Annotated in this window: 19 protein-coding genes; 10 read left to right on the forward strand and 9 right to left on the reverse strand. The window is 68.0% G+C overall.

Annotated features, from left to right (window positions below; translation table 11 throughout):
* The first annotated feature begins 203 nt into the window (after positions 1-203).
* The 5 genes from TSH20_RS23220 (at position 204) to TSH20_RS23240 (ending at position 5,286) form a co-directional block, all read left to right on the forward strand.
* Positions 204-1,127 carry a MoxR family ATPase gene (locus TSH20_RS23220; RefSeq protein ID WP_109157302.1) on the forward strand — a complete coding sequence of 308 codons (924 nt, stop codon included), beginning with the start codon at positions 204-206 and terminating at the stop codon, positions 1,125-1,127.
* A gap of 7 nt (positions 1,128-1,134) precedes the next feature.
* On the forward strand, positions 1,135-2,352 hold the full coding sequence (locus tag TSH20_RS23225; protein ID WP_109157303.1) for a VWA domain-containing protein: 1,218 nt from the start codon (positions 1,135-1,137) through the stop codon (positions 2,350-2,352).
* Complete coding sequence (locus tag TSH20_RS23230) at positions 2,349-2,678, forward strand: XdhC family protein (RefSeq protein WP_109155379.1); 330 nt, start codon at positions 2,349-2,351, stop codon at positions 2,676-2,678. Before TSH20_RS23225 ends, TSH20_RS23230 begins: the two co-directional genes overlap by 4 nt.
* A complete protein-coding gene (locus tag TSH20_RS23235; RefSeq protein ID WP_109157304.1) occupies positions 2,675-3,391 on the forward strand; it encodes an XdhC family protein in 717 nt (238 codons plus the stop codon). Before TSH20_RS23230 ends, TSH20_RS23235 begins: the two co-directional genes overlap by 4 nt.
* Positions 3,392-3,633: 242 nt before the next feature.
* Positions 3,634-5,286, forward strand: coding sequence for a molybdopterin-binding/glycosyltransferase family 2 protein (locus TSH20_RS23240; protein WP_109157305.1), 1,653 nt, complete (start codon positions 3,634-3,636; stop codon positions 5,284-5,286).
* On the opposite strand, the gene TSH20_RS23245 is transcribed toward TSH20_RS23240, so the two are convergent.
* Entirely contained in the window at positions 5,243-5,941 is a 699-nt protein-coding gene (locus tag TSH20_RS23245) for a type 1 glutamine amidotransferase (RefSeq protein WP_109157306.1), read from the reverse strand. The two genes, TSH20_RS23240 and TSH20_RS23245, sit on opposite strands and share 44 nt — an antisense overlap.
* Before the next feature lie 174 nt (positions 5,942-6,115).
* On the opposite strand from TSH20_RS23245, the gene TSH20_RS23250 reads away from it, so the two are divergent.
* The 4 genes from TSH20_RS23250 to TSH20_RS23265 all read left to right on the forward strand — a co-directional run bounded on the left by TSH20_RS23250 (position 6,116) and on the right by TSH20_RS23265 (position 10,619).
* Entirely contained in the window at positions 6,116-7,645 is a 1,530-nt protein-coding gene (locus TSH20_RS23250; protein WP_109157307.1) for a 5'-nucleotidase C-terminal domain-containing protein, read from the forward strand.
* Between the two features lie 109 nt (positions 7,646-7,754).
* On the forward strand, positions 7,755-8,813 hold the full coding sequence (locus TSH20_RS23255; RefSeq protein ID WP_109157308.1) for a hypothetical protein: 1,059 nt from the start codon (positions 7,755-7,757) through the stop codon (positions 8,811-8,813).
* A gap of 5 nt (positions 8,814-8,818) precedes the next feature.
* Positions 8,819-9,817, forward strand: coding sequence for a hypothetical protein (locus TSH20_RS23260; protein ID WP_109157309.1), 999 nt, complete (start codon positions 8,819-8,821; stop codon positions 9,815-9,817).
* A 79-nt stretch (positions 9,818-9,896) separates the two neighbouring features.
* Positions 9,897-10,619 (forward strand): sulfur transferase domain-containing protein, encoded by a 723-nt coding sequence (locus tag TSH20_RS23265; protein WP_109157310.1) that lies wholly within the window; start codon positions 9,897-9,899, stop codon positions 10,617-10,619.
* A 34-nt stretch (positions 10,620-10,653) separates the two neighbouring features.
* On the opposite strand, the gene TSH20_RS23270 is transcribed toward TSH20_RS23265, so the two are convergent.
* From TSH20_RS23270 to TSH20_RS23300, 6 genes are all read right to left on the reverse strand, one after another.
* Positions 10,654-11,310 carry a YitT family protein gene (locus tag TSH20_RS23270; RefSeq protein ID WP_109157311.1) on the reverse strand — a complete coding sequence of 219 codons (657 nt, stop codon included), beginning with the start codon at positions 11,308-11,310 and terminating at the stop codon, positions 10,654-10,656.
* Between the two features lie 235 nt (positions 11,311-11,545).
* A complete protein-coding gene (locus TSH20_RS23275; protein ID WP_109157312.1) occupies positions 11,546-12,523 on the reverse strand; it encodes a pyridoxal-phosphate dependent enzyme in 978 nt (325 codons plus the stop codon).
* Positions 12,524-12,905: 382 nt separating this feature from the next.
* On the reverse strand, positions 12,906-14,288 hold the full coding sequence (locus TSH20_RS23280) for a diguanylate cyclase (protein WP_247871624.1): 1,383 nt from the start codon (positions 14,286-14,288) through the stop codon (positions 12,906-12,908).
* A gap of 65 nt (positions 14,289-14,353) precedes the next feature.
* Positions 14,354-15,952: an ABC transporter substrate-binding protein gene (locus TSH20_RS23285; RefSeq protein WP_247874517.1), complete on the reverse strand. Its 1,599-nt coding sequence runs from the start codon at positions 15,950-15,952 to the stop codon at positions 14,354-14,356.
* A 24-nt stretch (positions 15,953-15,976) separates the two neighbouring features.
* Positions 15,977-18,673 (reverse strand): HAMP domain-containing sensor histidine kinase, encoded by a 2,697-nt coding sequence (locus TSH20_RS23290; RefSeq protein WP_247871621.1) that lies wholly within the window; start codon positions 18,671-18,673, stop codon positions 15,977-15,979.
* 245 nt (positions 18,674-18,918) lie between these two features.
* Complete coding sequence (locus tag TSH20_RS23300; protein ID WP_109157317.1) at positions 18,919-19,893, reverse strand: choline ABC transporter substrate-binding protein; 975 nt, start codon at positions 19,891-19,893, stop codon at positions 18,919-18,921.
* Between the two features lie 152 nt (positions 19,894-20,045).
* Here TSH20_RS23300 and betI point away from each other — a divergent pair, with 152 nt between their 5' ends.
* Positions 20,046-20,621 (forward strand): transcriptional regulator BetI, encoded by a 576-nt coding sequence (gene betI / locus TSH20_RS23305; RefSeq protein ID WP_109157318.1) that lies wholly within the window; start codon positions 20,046-20,048, stop codon positions 20,619-20,621.
* Positions 20,622-20,623: 2 nt separating this feature from the next.
* On the opposite strand, the gene TSH20_RS23310 is transcribed toward betI, so the two are convergent.
* Together TSH20_RS23310 and TSH20_RS23315 are read right to left on the reverse strand one after the other, a co-directional pair.
* The gene (locus tag TSH20_RS23310; protein ID WP_109157319.1) at positions 20,624-21,535 is read right to left on the reverse strand and encodes a proline/glycine betaine ABC transporter permease; all 912 of its coding nucleotides are present in this window, start codon (positions 21,533-21,535) and stop codon (positions 20,624-20,626) included.
* Entirely contained in the window at positions 21,528-22,709 is a 1,182-nt protein-coding gene (locus TSH20_RS23315; RefSeq protein WP_247871622.1) for a glycine betaine/L-proline ABC transporter ATP-binding protein, read from the reverse strand. The genes TSH20_RS23310 and TSH20_RS23315 overlap by 8 nt, the downstream gene beginning before the upstream one ends.
* Between the last annotated feature and the right edge of the window lie 110 nt (positions 22,710-22,819).

A 22,819-nucleotide genomic window follows, 5' to 3' on the forward strand; every position in this document is an offset into this window, starting at 1 on the left:
AAGCGGCGGGGTAATTTACCCCCCTCTCCCGCCCCGGGAGAGGGAAGGGGCCCGCCGCGAAGCGGTGGGAAGGGTGAGGGATAGTGCAAGAAACCATGCGCTCTTGGATTCTTGCCTTACCCCTCACCCTCCCCACCTTCGGTGGGTCCCCTCCCTCTCCCGGGGCGGGAGAGGGCGTTTCTTGTCCATCTTCAAGGCCCTCTATGACCACGTCCCTCCCCGCCTCCGTCGATGACACGCTGGCGCTTCTCACCCGCGGCTCCTACGTCGCGGACCGTTCGCTGGCAACGGCGCTGTTTCTGGCACTGAAGCTGAAGCGCCCGCTGTTCTTGGAGGGCGAGGCCGGCGTCGGCAAGACCGAGATCGCCAAGGTCCTGTCGGCGACGCTCGGCCGCAAGCTTCTGCGGCTGCAATGCTATGAGGGGCTGGACGCCTCGTCCGCCGTCTATGAGTGGAACTATGCCCGCCAGATGATGGAGATCCGGCTGGCCGAGGCGTCGGGCGGGCAGGACCGCGAATCGCTGGCCTCCGACCTGTTTTCCGAGCGCTTCCTGGTCAAGCGCCCGCTGCTGCAGGCTCTGGAGCCTGACCTCGCCGGGCCGCCGGTGCTGCTGATCGACGAACTGGACCGCACCGACGAACCGTTCGAGGCCTATCTGCTGGAGATTCTGTCGGATTATCAGGTCTCGATCCCGGAATTCGGCACAGTCCATGCGCCGGAGCCGCCCATCGTCATCCTCACCTCCAACCGCACGCGCGAGATTCACGACGCGCTGAAGCGGCGCTGCTTCTACCATTGGGTTGATTACCCCAGCGCTGCGCGCGAGCGGGAGATCCTGGCGGTCAAGGCGCCGCAGGCCGACGCGCGGCTGGCCGCACAGGTGGTGGGCTTCGTCCAGACCCTCCGCGGCCTGGACCTCTACAAGGCGCCGGGCGTGGCGGAGACGCTGGACTGGGCACAGGCGCTGGTGGAGTTGAACCAGCTGGAACTGGAGCCCTCCGTCATCAACGACACGCTGGGCACGCTGCTGAAATACCAGGACGACATCGCCCGCATCCAGGGCAGCGAGGCGGCGCGCATCCTGACCCAGGTCAAGACCGAGCTGGCCGCCACCACCGCGCGCTGAGGCCGCCATGACGGACGACGCGCCGGCCGGCCGACTCACCCTCAACCTGATGCATTTCGCCCGCGCGCTGCGCGCCGCCGGCCTGCCGGTTGGGCCCGGCAAGGTGTTGCAGGCAGTGGAGGCGGTGGAGGCGGTCGGCCTGACCAACCGCACCGATTTCTATTGGGCGCTGCACGCCATCTTCGTGAACCGCCACGACCAAAGCGAGCTGTTCGACCAAGCCTTCCACGTCTTCTGGCGCAATCCCGACATCCTGAAGAAGATGATGTCGCTGATGCTGCCGAGGGTGCGGACGGAGGCCCCGCCCGACCAGCCGGAGATGGCGCAACGCCTTGCCGAGGCCCTGCACGGCAGCGGCGCCGAACAGGAGGAGCCGGACAAGACCGAGATCGAGGTCGACGCCTCCTTTACCGTTTCCGCCGCCGAACGGCTGCAGGACAAGGATTTCGAGAAGATGACGGGGGAGGAGATGGCGCAGGCCAAGCGCCTGCTGTCCCGCCTCGCCCTGCCGCTGGCCGAGGTCACGACGCGGCGTTACCGGTCCGACCCGATGGGGCCGCGCGTCGATCCGCGCGCCACGCTGCGGCGGATGCTGCGCACCGGCGGCGACCTGTCGGACCTTGCCCGCAAGCGGCGCCGCACCCGGCCGCCGCCGCTGGTGGTGCTGTGCGACATCTCAGGCTCGATGACCCGCTATTCGCGCATGCTGCTGCATTTCATGCATGCGGTGACCAACGACCGCGACCGGGTCTACAGCTTCGTCTTCGGCACGCGGCTGACCAACATCACCCGCCATCTGCGGCACAAGGACGTCGACGTGGCTCTGGACGCCGTGTCTGGGGCGGTTGCCGATTGGTCGGGCGGCACGCGGATCGGCACCGCACTGCACGCCTTCAACCGGACGTGGGCGCGGCGAGTGCTGGGCCAGGGTGCCGTGGTGCTTCTCATTACCGACGGGCTGGACAGGGATGCAGGGGAAGGGCTTGCGGCAGAGGCCGATCGGTTGCACAAAAGCTGTCGGCGGCTCGTCTGGCTGAATCCTTTGTTGCGCTGGGAAGGCTTCGCGCCGAAATCCTCGGGCATCCGGGCGCTGCTGCCGCATGTGGACGATTTTCTTGCGGCCCACAGCCTGAACAGCCTCGCGGATCTGGCCGGTGTCCTGTCGGCCGATGGTCCGCGTCGGAGCCCGGGCTTGCGCCGCTGGTTGAAGGAGGCGGCGGGATGAACGACACCCTGATGGCGGACAACATCGTGGAGCAAGCGGCCGCATGGCGCGCCGCCGGCCGCAGGGTGGCCCTGGCGACCGTCGTGTCGACCTGGGGCTCCTCGCCGCGGCCGGTCGGCAGCCAGATGGCGGTCGATGACCGCGGGTCGATGGCCGGGTCCGTGTCCGGCGGCTGCATCGAGAGCGCCGTGGCGCACGAGGCCGCCAAATCGATGGAGGACGGCGAACCGCGCCTGCTGTCCTTCGGCATCACCAACGAAATGGCCTGGGAAGTCGGGCTGGCCTGCGGCGGGCAGGTGCAGGTCTATGTCGAGGCCGTGGAATGAAACGCGATATTCTGGACCGGCTGCTCGCGGCGAAGGCCGCAGCGATCCCAGCCGCCCTGGTGACCGATCTCAACACCGGCCTCCAGACCCTGGTTTACGAGGACACCGTCCATGGCGGCTTCGGGCTTGAGTCCGATCTGCTGGACGAGGTGCGCCGGCGCATCCGCCAGGACCGCTCCGGCCTGCTGGTCGATCCGCAGGACGAGGACGGCTTCCGCCTGTTCGTGCATGTCCACAATCCGGCGATGCGGCTTCTGATCGTCGGCGCCGTGCACATCGCCCAGGCGCTGGCCCCGGTGGCGGCGCTGACCGGCTATGACGTGACGGTGATCGACCCGCGCGGCGCCTTCGCGACCGAGGCGCGCTTCCCCGGCGTCAAGCTGAACCACCTGTGGCCGGACGAGGCGCTGGCGGAGCTGAAGCCCGACGCCCGCACCGCCGTGGTCACCCTGACGCACGACCCCAAGCTGGACGACCCGGCGCTGGTGGTGGCGCTGCGCTCGCCCGCCTTCTATGTCGGCGCGCTGGGCAGCAAGCGCACCCACGCCCTGCGCCTGGACCGCCTGCGCGACGAGGGCCTGAGCGAGGCCGAGGTGAAGTGCATCCGCGGCCCGGTCGGGCTGTCGATCGGCGCCGTCACCCCGGCGGAAATCGCGATTGCGATCATGGGGCAGATCACCTGCGTGCGGCGGGGGGAGAACCATCCCTGCTGAGTGGTCGCTCGCTTGCCCCCACCCTGACCCTCCCCCGCTGGGCGGGGGAGGGGATTGGACTTTTGTCGGCGTTCGGCGGCAGTCCCTCCCCCGCCCAGCGGGGGAGGTTAGGTGGGGGCATCCGAAGCTGACACCTCCCCGTCCCAGCGCCTCACCCACCCCATACCTTCCGCCCATTGCCCCGCTCCGGACCGGTCGCCATATCCGTGGACATACACCGACCGTGCCCATCCGGAGCCCCCATGTTCTTCGGCCCGCTTCCCCTGTCCGATGCCGAGGGTGCGATCCTCGCCCATTCCCTGCGCCTGAGCGGGCTCGCCTTCAAGAAGGGCCGCCGGCTGTCGGCCGATGACGTCACTGCCCTGCGCGCGGCCGGCATTTCGGAGGTGATCGCCGCCAAGCTGTCCGACAGCGACATCGCCGAGGACGCCGCCGCCACCCGCATCGCCGCCGTCGTGGCCGGCGGCTCCGTCCAGGTCGCCGCCGCCTTCACCGGCCGGGTCAACCTGTTCGCCGAAGCGCATGGGCTTCTGCGCCTCGACACCGCCCGCATCGACGCAATCAACGGAATCGACGAGAGCGTCACCATCGCCACCCTGCCCGACTTCGCTGCCGTCGAGCCCGGCCAGATGCTGGCCACCGTCAAGATCATCCCCTTCGCCGCCCCAGTTGCCGCAGTGGAGCAGGCGGAAGAAATCGCCGCCGGCGGCCCGCCGCCGCTGGCTGTCCTGCCCTACCGCCCGCTGTCGGTGGCGCTGATCCAGACGCGGCTGCCGGGGGTGAAGGACAGCGTGCTCGACAAGACCGTCAACGTCACACGGGAGCGGGTCGAGGCGCTCGGCGGCACGCTGATCCATGAGTCGCGCTGCGACCATGACGAGGCGGCGCTGGCGGCTGAGATCGCGGAGGCGCCGCCGACCGACCTGCTGCTGATCGCCGGCGCGTCGGCCATCACCGACCGGCGCGACGTGCTGCCGGCGGCCATCGAGCGGGCCGGCGGCGTGGTGGAGCATTTCGGCATGCCGGTCGATCCCGGCAACCTGCTGCTGCTGGCCCGGCGCGAGGGCAAGCCGGTGCTGGGACTGCCGGGCTGCGCGCGCTCGCCCAAGCTGAACGGCTTCGATTGGGTGCTGCAGCGCATCGCCGCCGGCATTCGGCCGAGCCGCACCGAGGTGATGCGGATGGGCGTCGGCGGGCTGTTGGCCGAGATTCCGACACGCCCCCTGCCACGGGCGGGTGTCTCGACCGAGACGCCCCGCGCGCCGCGCGTCACTGCCCTGGTGCTGGCCGCCGGCCGCTCCAGCCGCATGGGGCCGACCAACAAGCTGCTGGCCGAGGTCAACGGCGCGCCGCTGGTCGCCCGCGCCGTGGATGCGGCGCTGGCTTCGCAAGCCGCCAACGTCATCGTCGTCACCGGCCACCAGGGGGAAAGCGTGGCGCGGGCGCTGACCGACCGGCCCGTCACCTTCGTCCACAATCCGGCCTTCGCCGAGGGGCTGAGCAGTTCGCTGCGCGCCGGGCTGGCGGCGGTGCCGAGCGAATCCGATGCGGTGGTGGTGTGCCTGGGCGACATGCCGCAGGTGGCGTCCGCCGTGATCGACCGGCTGATCGCCGCCTACAACCCGGTGGAAGGCCGCGCCATCTGCATTCCCACCACCCACGGCAAGCAGGGCAACCCGGTGCTGTGGGACCGCGCCTTCTTCACGGAGATGGCCGCGCTGACGGGGGACGCCGGGGCGAAGCGGCTGATCGGCCAGCATGCCGACCGGCTGTGCGAGGTGCCGGTCGATGACGCCGGCATCCTCTACGACGTCGACACCCCCGACCTCCTGGCCCGTTTCACCGAAACGGTCAGCGCGCCAGATCCAGCCAGCGCCGGGTCATCGCCCGGGTGAAGCGCTCCGCCACCGGCAGGTGGGTGGCGATGGAGTCCTCCAGGCCGTGCAGCATCCCGGCGTTGCTTTCCCGCGCCTCCTCCCGGATGCGCGAGGCCCAGCCGCGCAGGATGTCGCCGGTCGCCTCGGGGTGGAACTGGAAGCCGTAGGTGGCGCGGCCGAGGCGGAAGGCCTGCCGGTCGCAGGCCTCGCTGGTGGCCAGCGGAACGGCGCCGTCGGGAAACTCGAAGGTGTCGTAGTGCCACTGGGCGAGGTTCAGCTCCGGACCGAAGCCGCCCAGCAGTGGGTCGTCCTGCGCGCCGTCGGTCAGGCTGACGCGATGGATGCCCAGTTCCGGCGTGGTGTGGCGGTAGACCTTGGCGCCATAGGCGCGGGCCGCCAGCTGCGCGCCGAGGCAGATGCCCATCACCGGCCGGTCGGCGTCGGTGAAGTCGCGGATCGTCTCCATCACCCGGCCGAAATGCGGCCCCTTCTCGTCGTTCCAGGCATCCTGCGGGCCGCCCAGCACGACGAGGCCGGCATAGCCGTCCTTATCGGGGATCGCCTCGCCTTCGTTGGCGGCGACGGTGTGGAGGGTCGCGCCGTTGTCGGTCAGCGCATCGCCCACCAGACCGATGGGAGCGGTTCGGCTGTTCTGAACGACCAGGATGCGCATGGGTCTGCTCGGCTCGCGTCGTTGGTAAGGCTGTCATCAAGTTGTGAGACCGTCGCAGGCGGAGTTCAAGCCGCAGCCGCTCCTGATCCCATGCTCCGCGCCGCAAAGCCGCTATGCGCGGCGGGGCAAAGCTGATCTAGAATACACAGGCATGTCCTCGGAGGTCCGTTCTCCATGCCGTTCCGTTTCCGCCTGATCGCCATCCCACTGTTCGCCGTCATCTTCGGTGCCGCCCTGCCCAGTTGGGCGCAAAACGGCACGCTGACCTTCCTGCACGTCAACGACGTGTACGAGATCGCGCCGGTGAAGGGACAGGGCGGCTTCGGGCCGCTGATGACCCTGCTGAAGCGCGAGCGCGCGGCGGCGCCCGATGCGATCACCACGGTCGGCGGCGATTTCCTGTCGCCGTCGCTGCTGTCGGGCACGACGCGGGGCGAGCAGATGATCGCGCTGTTCAACGCCATCGGCGTCGATGCGGTGACCTTCGGCAACCATGAATTCGACTTCGGCCCCGACGCGCTGAAGCAGCGCATGGCCGAATCGAAGTTCCCCTGGATCGGCAGCAACGTCCGGTCGGCCGACGGCTCCGCCTTCGCCGGCACGGTGCCGAGCTGGACCAGGACCATCGACGGCATCACCGTCGGCTTCATCGGCCTGATCACCCCCGACAGCGCCCGCCTGTCGAGCGCCGGACCGAGCGTGAGCTTCTCTCCGGTGCTGGAGACGGCGGCGGCGACGGTGAAGGAGTTGCGGGCCAAGGGGGCCTCGGTCGTGGTGGCGCTGACCCACCTGACCATCGCGGAGGACCGGGAACTGGCCGCCAAGGTCAAGGGCATCGACCTGATCCTGGGCGGCCACGACCATGACCCGATCAGCTTCTATGAAGGCTCCACCCTGATCCTTAAGGCCGGGCATGACGCACAGTATCTCGGCGTCGTGAAGCTGGCGGTCGAGACCAAAGAGTCGGGCAAGGGGGACGCCGGCAAAGGGCCAGCGACCACCACGGTGCCGACGGAATGGCGCTTCGTCACCACCGCCGGCGTTCCCGCCGATCCACAGGTGGAAGGGGTGGTGGAGGGTTACACCAAGCGGCTCGACACCGATCTGGCCACGGTGATCGGCACCACGGCGACGGACCTCGACAGCCGCAAGGACGTGGTGCGCAGCCGCGAAGCCAGCATGGGCAACCTGATCGTCGACGCCTTGCGCGACGCGCTGAAGGCCGATGTCGCCATCACCAACGGCGGCGGCATCCGCGCCGATGCGCTGCATCCCGCCGGCTCCAAACTGACCCGCAAGGACATCTTCGCTGAACTGCCCTTCGGCAATGTCGGCGTGCTGGTGGAGATGTCGGGGCAGGATCTGATTTCCACCCTCGAACACGGCCTCAGCAAGGTGGAGGAGAAGGCCGGCCGCTTCCCGCAGGTCTCCGGCCTGACCATGACCTATGACCCCAAGGCTCCGGCCGGACGGCGGGTGACCTCGATCATGGTGGGTGGCAAGCCGCTGGACCCGCAGGCGACCTACCGCGTCGCCACCAACGATTACATGCTGAAGGGCGGCGACGGCTATGCCGCCTTCCCGCGGGCCAAAGTGATCGTCGATGCCTCGGGCGCGGTGTTGCTGGCGACCATCGTGATGAATTACGTCGAGGCGAAGAAAACGGTCGCGCCCGCGGTAGAGGGACGGATCGTGGCAAAATAACGCAGTGGCCGGGACATTATAGAGCCCGAAGGCGACACTCCGTTGCGCGCGGCCGGCATTTCCATCTAGGGTAATCCGTCCGCCCTACATCCGCGCCGAAGGCCGCCGCATGTCCGACACCCTGACCGCCCGCTCAAACGACTTCGCCCAGACCTTCAACACCGCCCATGGCGAGGCGGGTCTGGGCCGGGTGTCGATCGCCCATATCCTGCAGCGCATCCAGTCCGACCCGAACTTCCTGTTCAACGACGACTTCCGCAAGGGCGCCGGGCAATGCCCGTTCCATGCCGGCAAGGCCGAGGGAACGGCGGACGGTGCAGCCCCGATCGCCCAGGCCCCCATTCCCCAGGACGACGCCGACAAGGTGGCGGTCAACAGCCTGCTCGCGCTGCTGTTCAACCGCCTGCGCGACCACATCGCCGAAAAGCTGCCTTTCGATGCGGATGGCCGGCCGATGCTGCCGATCCCGCCGCGCTCGCCGCACAGGCTGGACCCGGCCGACCGCGCCGCCATGGCGGCGGCGGCGCCGGACGTCTTCTGCTCCGTCCTGCGCGACGCCACCTGCCACCTGCTGGATGGCCTCATCACCGGCTGGGCCGTCGATCTGGTGCGCGAGGAAGAGTATTTCCGCTCCCAGGGCTCCGGCGAGATCTCGCTGGAGGCGGCGGCGACCTTCGTCCTGCGCACGCTGCTGGAGCATTCGCCGCTGTACCAGCGTGCCGGCTACGACATGCTGTCGATCACCAAGACCGGCAGCCACACCGCGATCCACATCTGCTGGGCGATGGTGGAGGCCGCGCCGTTGCTGGTGCCGGGGCGCGATGCCGCCTTCTACGACGATCTCGTCCACCGCAGCCTGAAGCAGATCGTGCCGCTGTCGATGGCCAGCCTGGGCATGCTGGTCCATTACATGGAGGAAAGCGGGATCGAGCCGGCCGACGGGCTGGCCGTCCACCGCCTGCCCAAGGACCAGACGGCCTTCGTGCTGGACGCCAACGGGCTGATCCGGCTGAACGCCGATCCCATCGTCACCTTCGCCAAGCCGGGCGAGCGCTATTACACCGGCTGCCCGGCCTTCTACACCACCAACCTGATCAAGCTGTATCTCGACATCGTCGCCGGGCTGGCGCTCGACTACGGCGTCTACGACCGCCTGCAGGAGGGCTGAGCCCGATGGCCCGCACCAACGACTTCGCCCTGACCTATGCCGGCGCACATGAGGAAGCCGGGATGACCCGGATCAGCCTCGCGCCGATCCTGCACCGGATCGCTGAGGAGCCGGCGTACCTGCTGAGCGAAGAGTTGCTGACGCTGGCCGGCCACTGCCCGGCCCATGCCGACACCCGCAAGGAGGATTTCGAGAAGGTCGCGATCAACACCCTGCTGGGATTCCTCTATGTCGACCTGCGGGAGCACATCATCGCCCGCATGCCGCTGGATGAGTCCGGGCATCTGGTGCTGTCGACCCCGCCGGACTCGCCGCATGGGCTGGACTTCGCCGATCCCGACGGCATGGCCGCCGCCGATCCCGACCGCATGGTCGGCTTCCTCCGCGATTCCGTCTGCCATCTTCTGGACGCCATCATCAAGGATTGGGCGATCAAGGTGATGGTGGAGGAGGACCGCTGCCGGACGGAAGGCACCATCACCGACATGGCCGCCGCCGGCTATGTGCTGGGGCGCGAGTTGCAGAAGTCGGTCCTGCACGGGCCGTCGGGCTACGACATGCTGTCGATCACCAAGACCGGCAGCCACACGGCGCTGCATGTCTGCTGGAATCTGGTGGAGGCGGCGCCGCTGCTGCGTCCGGGGCTGGACGCCGCGGCCTATGACGATCTCGCCCGCCGCAGCCTGAAACAGGTCCTGCCGCTCGCCATGGGCAGCCTTGGCATGCTGTGCCAGTTCATGGCGGCGGGAAAGATCGAGGCCGACGACCATCAGGCCATCCACCCGCTGCGTTCCGACCAGTCGGCCTTCCTCTACGATCCGGACAAGGACCTGATCGTCCTCAACACCGACCTGATCGAACCGACTGCGATGGCGGGAGAGCGTCATTACACCGGCTGCCCGGCCTTCTACGCCAACGGCCTGATCAATCTTTACATGGAAATCGTGCTGACGCTGGCGGCGCAGTACGGCATGTATGTCCGGCTGCAGGACAGGGTCGCCTGACGCTTTGGCGTGATGGGGTTCTTGACGGAACGCCGGCCATGCCTATGTTGGCGTTCCGTCAGAGTCGGAAGGTTTGGAGTTGGCGAAGAAAAGCACCCTGCGGGCGGTCACCACCACCGCGCTGGCCGACGCGATCAAGCGCGGCCGCAGCCGCATGGCGACGCCGTGGCAGCGGGCGCTCGGCCATCTGGAAAGCGTGTTCATCGATCACGCCTGTTTCCGGCTGATCTATTCCAACACCTACCGCATCTCCCCCAACATGTACCGGGCGAGCCAGCCCTCGCCGTCGCACATCGCGATGGCGAAGCGCAATGGGGTGAAGACGATCCTGAACCTGCGCGGGTCGCGCGACTGCGCCTCCTACATCCTGGAGGCGGAGGCCTGCCGCGCCCATGGGCTGGAACTGGTCGATTTTCCGGTGAACTCCCGCGACATGCCGAAGAAGGAAACCCTTCTGAAGGCGCGCGAGCTGTTCAAGACCATGACCTATCCGGCGCTGATGCACTGCAAGTCGGGGGCCGACCGCGCCGGCTTCATGGCGACGCTGTACCTGTTCGCCCATGAAGGCCAGCCGCTCGAGCAGGCTATGAAGCAGCTGTCCTGGAAATACGGCCATTTCAAGCAGGCGAAGACCGGCATTCTCGATTACTTCTTCGAACTCTACGCCGCCTACAACCAGAAGCGCCCGATCGCCTTCTGGGATTGGGTCGAGCGCGTCTATGACCCGGTGGAGGCCAAGGCCAGCTTCCGGTCGCGCGAATGGGCCGATGCGGTGGTCGACCGGGTGCTGGGCCGCGAATAGCGCGGCCCACCCGTTTCACCGGGCCCTATTCTGTTTAACGGGCAACGTACCAGTCGGCGCGGTGATTGAAGGCGACGAAGGCGTTCAGCACCGCAGCCCCCAGGATCGACGCCAGCAGCGCCGGCCACTCCAGAACGAAGGCGGCGGCCGAGAACACCGCCAGATCGAACAGCGCCTGCAGCCAGCCGGCGCGGAAACCGGTCTTTTCCTGCAGGTAATAGGCGAGGATGCCGACACCGCCGCCGCTGGCGCCGTGGCGGAACAGCGCGATGACGCCGATCCCGACGCAGAAGCCGGCCAGCACCGCCGCGACATAGGGGTTGATGGCGCTGAAGCTCATCATCGTCGGCAACAGGCCGGACAGCAGGGCGATGCCGGTCACCGCGACCAGCGACCTGATGGTGAAGCCGACGCCGATGCGGGCCAGCGCAAGAAAGTAGAAGGGCAGATTGACCAGGAAGAACAGAGGACCGAAATCCACGCCCGTCGCGTAGGAAATCACGAAGGCCAACCCCGCCGCCTGCCCGGTGACCAGTCCGGCGGCATGGAGAATGGCAATCCCGAACGACGTCATGACAACGCCGAACAGTTGACCTTGCAAATTGTCAAAGACACTGTGCGCCGCACGCGGGCGCTCGTAAGTGACTGATGCAGGGGATGACGAAATGGTCGAGACGGAATTGTTCGTCATGCCAGCTACCCCTTGGCGTCGCCTGTGTGTTTACACGCGAGCGCCAATATAGGTCATTTCTGCTGACCTATCCATACTTCGCTTCGGCGAAGGGGTGAGCTATGCGATTTGCTGGGGAGCGGCCGGTGGGGTGGTCCTTTGGTGCCAGCCGCTTTGCCCTCTCCCCAACCCTCTCCCGCAAAGCGGGGAAGGGTTGGGGAGAGGGCAAGAGGCCGCAGCAATCGCAAGTCAGAAATCACGCCGCCAACGTCCGCGCCAGCGTGTCGCCGTCCACATTCCGCCCGGACAGCACCGCCACCGTCCGCCCGGTTCGCCCAAGCCGACCGCCCAGCACCGCGGCGACTCCGGCGGCGCCGGCCCCTTCCGCCACCACGCCGAAGGACCGGTGCAGGGCGCGCATCGCGGCGGCGATTTCCGCCTCCTCCACCTCGACCACCCGGTCGACAAGGGTGTCGACGATGGCCTGGGGCAGTTTGCCCAGCGCATGGACGTTGATGCCGTCGGCCAGCGTCGGGCCGCCGCGCCGGGCAAGCCGCACGCCGATCACCCGCACCCACGGGCGCTGGGCCTTCACCGCGGCGGCCACGCCGGCCAGCAGCCCGCCGCCGCCGACCGGCACCACGACTGTGTCGACATCCGGCCGGTCGGCCAGAATCTCCAGACCGACCGTTCCCTGCCCGGCGATCACATCGGGATCGTCATAGGGGTGGAGAAAGGTCAGCCGCCGCTCCGCCGCCAGTTCCAGCGCCTTGCCCTTCGCCTCGCCCACCGTGGCGCCGTGCAGCACCACCTCGGCCCCCAGTTCCGCGGTCCGCTCCACCTTACAGCGGGGGGCCGTCTCCGGCATCACGATGGTGGCCTTCACCCCCAGCCGGGCGGCGTGCAGCGCCACCCCCTGCGCATGGTTGCCGGCCGACATCGCCACCACCCCGCCGGCGCGTTCGGGCGCCGTCAGCCGCAGCAGGCGGTTCAGCGCGCCACGCTCCTTGAAGGCGCCGGTGGCCTGGAACACCTCCGCCTTCAGCCACAGATCGCGGTCGAGCGTCGGGGCATGCAGCAGCGGCGTGCGAACGATCTGGCCGGACAGCCGCCGGGCGGCGTCGGTCACCGCCGACAGCGGCAACCAGGCCGGCAGACGGTCTTCGGGGTCGTGGTGCTGGACAGGAGCGCAGACGGAGAGGGTGCGCGCGGCATCGGCATGCGCGGTGAACATCGCGAAGTTCCTCGACGAACGAATTTTCTGGATAGGACGGGCGTGCCCCGGACCGCCTCAGCGGACCGGGTGAATAATTCGCGCCGAGCCACACATTCGCTCGCCGAGACGGACGCCGTTGTTCGACGCCGCAGCAGCGGTCAGGCGATTGGACTTGTCATGAACCGGATTGAGGGCTCCGGGGACCACAGGGTGCAGCGACACGCCACACACTCCACACGACCAGTGAACACGAACGCGGCAACTCTCCGACGCTTCAGAGCGCCGGGCCGGTAATTCGCATTCGCATGGTGTCGGTCGTGTTCATAGGATCTGCATACCCGTTGCCGCTGCGTCGGTCAAGCCGTCATCGTGCAAAATGTCGCAGGCCAATGCCCGGCCCTCAGGCCACCTCGACCCGGTTCCGCCCGAGCGCCTTGGCCCGGTAGAGCGCCTGATCGGCCCGCCCCAGCACGCTTTCGACCGTGTCCTCCAGCGGACGCACCTCGGTCAGGCCGAAGCTTCCGGTCAGCTGGAAACACCGGCCATCGGGAAGCTCGATCGCCAGTGCCGCCAGTCCGCCGCGCAGCCGCTCCGCAATCGCCGCACCGCCGATGCGCGAGGTCTCGGGCAGCAGAATGGCGAACTCCTCTCCGCCGATGCGGCCGATCTGGTCGCTGCCGCGCAATTGGCTGCGAATCTCCTCGACCACCCTGCGGATGGCGACATCGCCGGCGGCATGGCCCAGCTCGTCGTTGATGCGCTTGAAATGGTCGATGTCGAGCATGACGAGGCAGGTGGACCCGGCACCCCGCCCGTCCACGATCCGATCCAGCAGCTCCAGGATTTGGCGGCGGTTGTGGGCGCCGCTCAACGGATCGGTGGTGGCGAGGCGGTGCAGTTCATGCTCCATCCGCCGGCGCTCGGTGATGTCGGTGGCGATGCCGATCACCCCGGTCTCCGTTCCGTCGGGGGCGGTCAGCGGACGCTTCACCACCAGCAGTTCCCGCGTCCGCCCGTCCGGTCCCTCCACGCTCGATTCGAAGGAGAAGGCACCCGTGCCGGCCGGCACCGGTTCGGACGCGGTCTGGCGGCCGGCGGACCATTCGATCCCGTCGGAGGCATTGGGAAACAGCTCGCGGAAGGCACGGTTGCACAGGGCATACCGGCCGGCGGCGTCCTTGTACCAGACCGGGCTCGGCATCATCTCGACGAGGTTTTCGATGAAACGGCGCTGCCCGTCGGCCAGCGCGGTCTGCCGTTCCAGTTCCGCCGTGCGTTCGGCGACGCGGCGTTCCAGCGACTGGTTCAGCGTCTCGATGGTGACGAGATCGCGCCAGCTGCGCACCGCGCCGACCAGACTGGTGAACAGCTTCTGGGCGGTCAGTTCCGCCTTGCTCTTATAGTCGTTGATGTCATAGGCGACGATGGCCTCGCGCTCCGGCGCCTGTCCGGGCTGGCCGGTGCGCAGGATGATGCGGATGTGGCGGTTGCCCAGGTCGCGCCGGATGTGATGGACCAGATGGAGCCCGGCATCCTGCGTCTCCATCACCACGTCGAGCAGAGCCACAGGCAAATCCGACCGCTCGGCGAGGATTTCCCGCGCCTCCGCCGCCGAAAAGGCGCTGACGATGGCGAAGCGCCGGCCTTCGAACTCGAAATCCTTCAGCAGCACGCGGGTCATCGCGTGCACCTGCTCGTCGTCGTCCACCACCAGGATCGGCCAAGGGGCGGTCGCCGCCGACTGCCGTTCCGGCACCGTGCCGGGGTCTTCGTCCTCGAACATCAGGTCATCGGGAGACGCATCCACGGTCGGGACCTGCCCAGACAAGGTTTGCATAGGCCTGCCGCTCACTGGGGCTCGATGTCGACGCCGGAGAAGTCCTGATTGAAGATGTTGTTGGTGTAGTTCTTCACCTCTTTGCGATGGGCGACGGCAATGATCGAATTCGCGATGGGAAACCACGGGGCTTCCCGATGGAAGATGCGTTGCGCTTCCTTGTAGTCGGCGGTGCGGCTTTCGACGTCGGTGGTAACCTTGGCCTTGGTGATCCGGTCTTCGAAATCCGGATTGCACCATCGCGCAAGGTTGGCGCCGCCCGGACGCACGGCACCGCAGCTCAGCAGGAAATAGAGGAAATTGTCCGGATCGCCGTTGTCGCCGGTCCAGCCGTAGATCACCATGTCCGGATCGCCCTGGGTCACCTGCTGGCGATAGTTGCTCCAGCTGTCCGTCTTCAGGGTGACCCGGATGCCGACGCGCTCCAGGTTCTCGCGGATCATTTCGGCGGCGCGCTTGCCGTTCGGCAGGTAGGGGCGCGTGACCGGCGTGTACCACAGATCGAGCGGGAAGCCCTCGGGATACCCCGCTTCGGCCAGCAGGCGGCGGGCCGCCGCCGGGTCGAACGGATAATCCTCGATGCCGTCATCGTAGGACCACATGCCGGGCGGGATCGGGTTCTTCGCCGGCGATCCACCGTTCTGATAGACCGCATCGACCAGGGTGCGCTTGTCGATCGCCATGGTGATGGCCCGCCTCACCCGCACATCATTCAGCGGCGGCTTGCTGGTGTTGAACGCCATATAGGCGACATTCCGGCCATCCTGCTGCTCGATCACCAGATTGGGATCTTTTTCTATCGCCCCCAATTCGGCCGGGTTGGGGAAGATCATCACATGGCATTCGCCGGACCGCAGCTTGTTCAGGCGCACCGCGATGTTCGGCGTGATCGAATAGATCAGGTTGTCCAGCAGCCGGCGACCTCGCCAATAACCGTCGAAGGCCTTGTAACGGATCGCCACATCCTTGTGGTAGGACACCAGCCGGAACGGCCCGGTGCCGATGGGCTTGTCGTCGAACAAATCCTGCTTGCCGGCCTTCATCAGGACATCGGCGTATTCGGCGGATTGGATCGACAGGAACGGCATGGCCAGATCGGCCAGGAAGGGAGCCTCCGGATGGGTCAGGGTGATGCGGACCGTGTGATCGTCCAGCTTCTCCACCGACTTCAGCAGAGTCGGAAGCCCCATGCCCCTGAAATATTCGTAATTCGCCGATCCGACAGCGTGATAGGGATGCTCGGCCCGCCATTGACGGTCGATGGTGAACAGCACGTCATCGGCATTGAGCGGCCGGCTCGGAGTGAACAGATCGTTGGAATGGAAAGCGACATTCCGACGAAGACGGAATTCATAGACCAGACCGTCGTCCGAAACCTTGTAGGATTCGGCCAGACCGGAATTCATGACCTGCCCTGCCGGACCGAATTCCACCAGATTGTTGAACAGCGGCGTCGTAGCATTCACCGTCGTGCCCGAGGTCGACACCTGCGCATTGAAACCCTGCGGATTCCCTTCCGTGCAGTAGACCAGCGACTTGTCGGCGAGCGCCGGGCCCGACAGCACGGCAAGCCCGATCAGAACAGCAGCCCCCTTCGCAAGACTCCGCATCGATGTCTTCAGCGGCAAAGGCATTCACTGCTCCTGCGGGGATGGTATTGCGGGCGCCAACGATACGTTATCAGTAGCAAATCGCCGTGGAAAGCGAATGGTGAAGCGCACACCGCCGCCGGAAGGGCTATCGACCGCGACCCTGCCACCCAGGCGATTCGCCACGAGATTGTACACAATGTGAAGCCCGAGGCCGGTGCTGCCGCTCCCGCGTCTGGTGGTGAAGAACGGATCGAACACCCGCGCGAGATCGGTCTGGGCGATCCCCCGGCCATCGTCGGCGTAGACCAGATCCACCATGTCCGGTTCCGGCGCGGCGACCTGGATCAGCAGATGGCCCTGCTGCCCCTCGTGATAGGCGTGAGTGATGGAGTTCATCACGAGGTTCGTCAGGATCTGGGCCAGAACGCCGGGATAGCCGTCGATCTCGATGTCTTCGGGGCATTCCACCCGCAGGCTGTGACCCGCCCTGCGCCATGACGGGCTGAGGCTGGTCGCCAGATCCTCCAGATAGGGCTTCAGCAGGAACTGCCGCCCTTCGCCGCTGGTCTGGTCGGCCGCCACCTGCTTGAAGCTCTGCACCAGCTCGCCGGCCTGCCGCAGGTTCAGCACCATCAACCGGGCCAGCTCGTCCGCCGTCTCGTGGAATTCGGCGAAGTCGCTGCGGCGCAGATTGCCCTCGCCCGCCAACCGCCCGATGGCCGCCAGCCGGTCCTGAAAATGGGTCGCGCCCATCAGGGCATTGCCGAGCGGGGTGTTGATCTCGTGCGCCACGCCGGCAACCAGCCCGCCCAGCGACGCCATCTTCTCCGCCTGGATCAGGTCGGCCTGGGTCCGGCGCAGGTCCTCCAGGGCGCGGTCGGCGCGGTCCTTCGCGTGGCGGGCCGCCTGTTCGCGCAGGCCGATCTCGCGGATGAAGAAGGCGGCGGCGCGCGCCATGGCGCCGAATTCGTCCTGGCGGCGGGTGCCGTCGATCGGACCGGCCAGCGGATCCTCGGCCAGCCGGGTCATCTGCCGCTGCAGGCGCAGAACCGGGCGGCTGATCGACCGCGCCACCACCGACGCGGCGCCGGCGGCCAGCAGCAGGCCGATGGTCGCGCCGATGACCAGGATGCGGGTCAACAATTCGCCGATGCGCGCGGCCTCCTCGCGGAAGGTCTCGTCCAGTTGCCGGGCGGTTTCGACCAGGGCGCCGGCGTCGCGGTCCATGGCGATCAGAAGCTGGTTCAGATGGCGCAGCCCGTCCGCCGTGCGGCGCAGGCTGTCGCGCCAATTGCGGATGGCCGCCAGCACCTCGTCCTGCAGCAGCGGCGACATGGGAAGCTCGCGCACGGTCGCCAGCAGGGCGCCGGCATCGGCGACGATCCGGTCGGCCTCCTCCGCGTCGCGCACGGCCACGGCGTCGGCCGCCCGCCGGCCAAGGCGCAGGGCGACGACGGCGACGTTCTGCGTCTCCTGCTCGGTGTCATTGGCCTGGATGGCATAGGCGATCAGCTGGACCACCTCGTCCTGAATCGCGGTGTAGCCGGTGGACTTCACCATCAGGATCCGGGCGGTCAGCGCCTCGATGGCCGCAGCCGCCTCCGCGCCGGCGCGCTGTGCCGAGTCCAGCGCCCGCTGGGCCGCGGCGGTGCGGGCCTGCGCCTGATACAACCCGTCGAGCGCCGGGCGCAGCGTCGGCAGCAGAGAGGACAGGTAGGTCACGTCGGGCTGACGGCCGAGCGTCCCGGTCAGGACCAGCGCCCGCACCACCGGCAGCATGCGGAGGACCTGTTCCCCCAGCATCCGCTCGCCCAGACTGCCGGCAGGTCCGGCATCGCCCCCATCATCGCCATTGGCCTCCGCGATCCCAGCCGCCGCCTGTGCCGCCGCCTCGAACCGGTTCAGCGCCGCGTCGCGCTCCGCATCGGCCGCGCGCAGATCCGCGACGGCGCCCTGTAGCCCGGCGACGGTGGCCGCGTAGCGGGCGGCGGCCTGCTTGGCCGGATAGCGGTCGACCAGCGGATCCGTCCGCCCCAGCACCGCCTGCAGCCGGTCGGCGGTCGCCGTCAGCCGGTCGGTGGCGATGCGGAAATCGCCGGCGGTCAGGGGCTGCCCGCCGCCATGCAGGCCGCGGCCGAAGCCGAGCGCCGCGACATGCTGGGCCTCGGCGCGCTGGAGGTCCAGCATCGCCTCGCGCAGTTCGTGGGCGCCGTCCACCACCTCGCGGCTGTCGCGCAGGCGCTTGTCGGCCTCCGTCAGCGATCCCAGGGAGTCGACGTTGGCGGCATGCTGCCGTTCGCGGGCACGGTCGGTCAACGCCATCAGGGTGGCGGCGTGGAGCCCCATGTCGGCCACGGCGGCGTCGTTCGCCGCGGTCACCTGGATGAAGCTGCGCATCTGGTCGACATAGCGCGCCAGCACACCGGTCGCGCGCTCCACCTCCGGCCGGTGGGTCCTGGCCGATCCGGCCTCGTCCAGCTGCCGCAGTTCGGACGCCGCCGACTGCGACATTTTTTCGAAACGGTCGGCACGGCCGGCGCGGTCGGCCGGCGCGACCTGGAGATAGTCGATGCGGGCCGCCGTCGCCGCCAGAACGTCGCGATAGACGGAGCCGGCGAGCACCGCCGATTCATAGACCCGCTCGCTGCGGGCCAGCAGCAGCCCGCCGGCGACCGCGATCACCGCGGCGACCGCCACCGGCACGCCGCCGACCATGGCGATGCGCGACCTAATCCTCATCCGCGCCCCGCCGCGCCGTCACGCGCGCAGGCTGCCCGGACGGGCCGCCGGGACAGGGGCAGGGATCGGGCAAAGGGTGATCGGCGAGCCGCCACGAACGCTCCGCATTCAGGACCTAATGGGCCTTAGCAGAGCAATGTTCGAGGGCAAAGGGGTAATGCTTCAAAAGGGAACGGAGTAGAGCGGATGGGGCGAAGAGTCGCCCCGCCCCGCCCCACACCGCCCCGCCCTGCCGCGCTCTCGGCTCAGGACTTGCCGGCCACGCCCAGCTTGGCCTGCACCGCCGCCAGTCCGTCCTTGCCGTCGAAGGTGGTGACGCCGTCGAGCCAGCCCTTCAGCACGTCGGGGTTCTTCTTCAGCCAGGCCTTGGCGGCCGCCTCCGGCTTCTTGTTGGCGTTCATGATGTCGCCCATCACCGCATTTTCCATGTCCAGCGTGAAGGACAGGTTGGACAGCAGCTTGCCCACGTTCGGGCATTCGGCGGCATAGCCCTTGCGGACGTTGGTGCTGACGGTGGCGCCGCCCAGGTTGGGGCCGAACCAGTCGTCGCCGCCTTCCAGATAGGTCAGCTCGAAGCTCTTGTTCATCGGGTGCGGCTCCCAGCCCAGGAAGACCACCCAGCCCTTGTTGCGGGTCGCCCGCTTCACCTCGGCCAGCATGCCGGCCTCGCTGGATTCGACCAGCTTGAAGTCCTTCAGGCCGAAGGCGTCGGCCTTCAGCATCTTGTCGATGATGAGGTTGCCGTCGTTGCCGGCCTCGATGCCATAGATCTTGCCGCCCAGCTTGTCCTTGAACTTCGCAATGTCGGCGAAGGTCTTCAGTCCGGCCTCGGCGGCGTATTTCGGCACCGCCAGCGTGTATTTGGCGCCTTCCAGGTTGACGCGCGTCACCTCGACCGAGCCGTCCTCCAGCACCGGCTTGATGAAGGGCTCCATCGTCGGCATCCAGTTGCCGAGGAAGACGTCCAGCGACTTGGTCTTCAGCCCGGTGTAGACCAGCGGGACCGACGACATCGTGGTGGTCGGCTTGTAGCCGAGCGCGTCCAGCGTGACCGATGCGAGCGCCGTCGTCGCCGCGATGTCGGTCCAGCCGACGTCACCGAAGCGCACCGCCTTGCAGGATGCCGGTTCGGCGGCCAGCGCCCCGCCGGCGCCCAGCGCCATCACCGTCGCGATGCCCACCCCGACGATCCATTTGGCCGGAGCCTTCCATCCGTTCATGTGCTCAACTCCTCGTTCTTGTTGTTCCAGTCCGCGGCATCTGCCGTTTTCGTCATCGACGGAGCGGTGAAAATGGCGCATTTGTTGCGGCGCAAGCCAAGGTCCCGGTCGCGGACGGCCTTGGCGGACAAGGACAGGAGACCGCCAGCCCCATGCCCAAAGTCGGAATGGAACCGATCCGCCGCCGCCAGTTGATCGACGCGACCATCTCCTCGATGGGCAAGCACGGGCTGGCCGACACCACGGTGCAGACGATCAGCCGCGGGGCCGGCGTTTCGCCCGGCATCATCCATCATTATTTCGGCGGCAAGGACGAACTGCTGGCCGCCACCATGCGCAGCATGCTGCAACAGCTGCGCGACGACGCGACCAAGCGGCTGGCGGCGGCCGATTCGCCGCGCGCCCGGCTGGAGGCGATCGTCGACTGCAACTTCGCACCCGACCAGTTCGAACCGCGGGTGGTCGCGGCATGGCTGGGCTTCTGGGCGCAGGCGCCGCACAATCCGGCGCTGTCGAGGCTGCAGCGGATCAACGCCCGCCGGCTGCATTCCAACCTGCTGCACGCCCTGCGCCCGCTGCTGCCGCCGGAACGGGCGGAACGGGTGGCGGTCGGGCTGGCCGCGATGATCGACGGGCTGTGGCTGCGCTTCGCCCTGACCGGCGCCATCGACGGCAGCGCCGCGCGCGCCGTGGCGCTGGGCTACCTCGATTCCGAACTGAACGCCTGACCTCACCGCCGCCACCAGCGCCGCTTGGCCGTTCTGGCGGAAGCCGGTCGACCAAAGCCCCGGCCGAAGCTCTGGGTGATGCGGTCGAGCACGACGGCCAGGAACACCACGCTCAGCCCGCTCTGCACGCCAAGCCCGATGTCCAGGCGCTGGATGCCCTGCAGCACCACGTTGCCCAGGCCCCCGGCGCCGATCATCGAAGCGACGACGATCATCGACAGCGCCATCATCATGGTCTGGTTCACGCCGGCCATGATCGACGGCAGGGCGTTGGGAAGCTGTATTTTGAACAAAAGCTGGTGTTGGCGGCAGCCGAAGGCGCGGCCGGCCTCTACCAGCTCCACCGGAACCTGCCGGATGCCGAGCGCGGTCAGGCGCACCGCCGGCGGCATGGCGAAGACCACGGTGGCAATGATGCCCGGCACCCGGCCAAGCCCGAAGAACAGCACCGCCGGGATCAGATAGACGAAGGCCGGCATCGTCTGCATCAGGTCGAGCAGGGTCTTGCCCAGCCCATCGGCGAGCTTGCTGCGTGCCATCCAGATGCCGAGCGGCACCCCGCCGATCAGGCTGAGCGCGGTGGACGCCAGCACCAGCCCGAGGGTGGAGACCGTCGGCTCCCACAGCCCCATCACGAAGATGCCGCCCATCGCCAGCAGGGTGAACAGCGCGAAGCCACGCCCGACCCGCCATAGGGCGATGGCTGCCAGCACCAGCGCCAGCAGCCAGGGCGGCACCCCCAGCAGCAGCCCGTCCAGCGTCTCGCCCAGCCCGTCGACCGCCGCGGCGATGACGGTCAGCACCGGCTGCCCATGGTCGAGGATCGTGTTCACCAGCCATTCGGAGCCGCGGGCGATGCCGCCGCCGATGGTCTCGCTCAGCCACTCGACGTCGATCGGACCGGCGTCAGCCATGGCGCACCTCGCGCCCGGCATCCTCGCCACGGTCGAGAGCGGCCAGCAGCACGGCGCGGGAGATCACGCCGATGAGCCGGCCATCCGCCTCGATGACCGGCAGCGGACAGGGCGCCGCGGCGATCCGGCCGAGCAGCGCATGGATGGGGGTGTCGGCCGCCACCGGCTCCAGCCCGAACAGCGCCGATGCGCCGTCGCCGGCCAGCACGCCGCGGAAAATCCCCGCCGCATCGGTGCGGTAGCGGAATCGTACCGGCTCGTCGGGATCACCGTCGTCAGGCGGCCGGGCGATGTCGCGGGCGCGCAGAACGCGCGACGCATCGACGCCGCGGAAAAAGGCGCGGACATACTCGTCGGCCGGCGCGCGCAGGATCTCCGCCGGGGTGCCGATCTGGGCGATCCGCCCGTCCTCCATCACCGCGATGCGGTCGGCGATGCGCATCGCCTCCTCCGCATCGTGGGAGATGAAGACGATGGTGCGGGCATCCTCGCGCTGCAGCCGCAGAAGCTCGTCCTGCATGTCGCTGCGGATCAGCGGGTCGAGCGCCGAGAAGGCCTCGTCCATCAGCATGATCGTCGGGTTCTTGGCCAGCGCGCGGGCCAGCCCGACCCGCTGCTGCATCCCGCCCGACAGCTCGTTCGGATAGCGGTCGGCATAGTCCGCCAGCCCCACCCGCTCCAGCGCCGCCAGCGCCGCCCTGCGCCGCTCCCCCCGCTTCACCCCGGCGACTTCCAGCCCGAAGGCGGCGTTCTCCAGAGCGGTGCGGTTGGGCAGCAGGGCGAAGGACTGGAACACCATGCTCATGTCCCGCCGCAGCACCTCGACCAGATCGGAATAGGACAGGCCGGTGAGGTCGCGGCCGTCCAGCCGGATTTCCCCCTCCGACGGTTCGATCAGGCGGTTCAGCAGCCGGATGATGGTCGATTTGCCCGACCCCGACAGGCCCATGATGACAAAGATTTCGCCGGCCCGGATGTCGAAGCTGGCCTCGGCCACGCCGACATTGACGTTCAGCCGATGCAGCACCTCCGCCTTGGTCGCGCCGTTGCGCAGCATGTCCAGCGCCGGAAGCGGATCGTCGGCGAAGACCTTGCGCAGGCCGCGGACCGCCAGACGCACCGGTGCAGCGCCCGTCGAAGACGAGCCGATGGGCGTGGGCAGGATCATCGTCATGGGCAAGGCTTCCGGAACGCAACAGACCAGGGTGAAGACAATCGGGCCGTAGATTGCCCCGAGACAAGGGGCGCGGTCGATAGCTGCGTTCACGAAAGCTGCATTTTGAC

Origin of the sequence: Azospirillum sp. TSH20 (genome assembly GCF_003115935.1) — a bacterium.
Classification (GTDB): Bacteria; Pseudomonadota; Alphaproteobacteria; order Azospirillales; family Azospirillaceae; genus Azospirillum.

What these genes read in the sequence shown, in the direction of transcription:
- TSH20_RS23225 (WP_109157303.1), top strand. Translation starts at nt 1,135, where the DNA reads ATGACGGACGACGCGCCGGCCGGCCGACTCACCCTCAACCTGATGCAT.
- TSH20_RS23260 (WP_109157309.1), top strand. Translation starts at nt 8,819, where the DNA reads ATGGCCCGCACCAACGACTTCGCCCTGACCTATGCCGGCGCACATGAG.
- TSH20_RS23300 (WP_109157317.1), bottom strand. Translation starts at nt 19,893, where the DNA reads ATGAACGGATGGAAGGCTCCGGCCAAATGGATCGTCGGGGTGGGCATC.
- betI (WP_109157318.1), top strand. Translation starts at nt 20,046, where the DNA reads ATGCCCAAAGTCGGAATGGAACCGATCCGCCGCCGCCAGTTGATCGAC.
- TSH20_RS23315 (WP_247871622.1), bottom strand. Translation starts at nt 22,709, where the DNA reads ATGACGATGATCCTGCCCACGCCCATCGGCTCGTCTTCGACGGGCGCT.
- TSH20_RS23290 (WP_247871621.1), bottom strand. Translation starts at nt 18,673, where the DNA reads ATGAGGATTAGGTCGCGCATCGCCATGGTCGGCGGCGTGCCGGTGGCG.
- TSH20_RS23220 (WP_109157302.1), top strand. Translation starts at nt 204, where the DNA reads ATGACCACGTCCCTCCCCGCCTCCGTCGATGACACGCTGGCGCTTCTC.
- TSH20_RS23245 (WP_109157306.1), bottom strand. Translation starts at nt 5,941, where the DNA reads ATGCGCATCCTGGTCGTTCAGAACAGCCGAACCGCTCCCATCGGTCTG.
- TSH20_RS23235 (WP_109157304.1), top strand. Translation starts at nt 2,675, where the DNA reads ATGAAACGCGATATTCTGGACCGGCTGCTCGCGGCGAAGGCCGCAGCG.
- TSH20_RS23285 (WP_247874517.1), bottom strand. Translation starts at nt 15,952, where the DNA reads ATGCGGAGTCTTGCGAAGGGGGCTGCTGTTCTGATCGGGCTTGCCGTG.
- TSH20_RS23310 (WP_109157319.1), bottom strand. Translation starts at nt 21,535, where the DNA reads ATGGCTGACGCCGGTCCGATCGACGTCGAGTGGCTGAGCGAGACCATC.
- TSH20_RS23275 (WP_109157312.1), bottom strand. Translation starts at nt 12,523, where the DNA reads ATGTTCACCGCGCATGCCGATGCCGCGCGCACCCTCTCCGTCTGCGCT.
- TSH20_RS23280 (WP_247871624.1), bottom strand. Translation starts at nt 14,288, where the DNA reads ATGTTCGAGGACGAAGACCCCGGCACGGTGCCGGAACGGCAGTCGGCG.
- TSH20_RS23250 (WP_109157307.1), top strand. Translation starts at nt 6,116, where the DNA reads ATGCCGTTCCGTTTCCGCCTGATCGCCATCCCACTGTTCGCCGTCATC.
- TSH20_RS23270 (WP_109157311.1), bottom strand. Translation starts at nt 11,310, where the DNA reads ATGACGAACAATTCCGTCTCGACCATTTCGTCATCCCCTGCATCAGTC.
- TSH20_RS23230 (WP_109155379.1), top strand. Translation starts at nt 2,349, where the DNA reads ATGAACGACACCCTGATGGCGGACAACATCGTGGAGCAAGCGGCCGCA.
- TSH20_RS23255 (WP_109157308.1), top strand. Translation starts at nt 7,755, where the DNA reads ATGTCCGACACCCTGACCGCCCGCTCAAACGACTTCGCCCAGACCTTC.
- TSH20_RS23240 (WP_109157305.1), top strand. Translation starts at nt 3,634, where the DNA reads ATGTTCTTCGGCCCGCTTCCCCTGTCCGATGCCGAGGGTGCGATCCTC.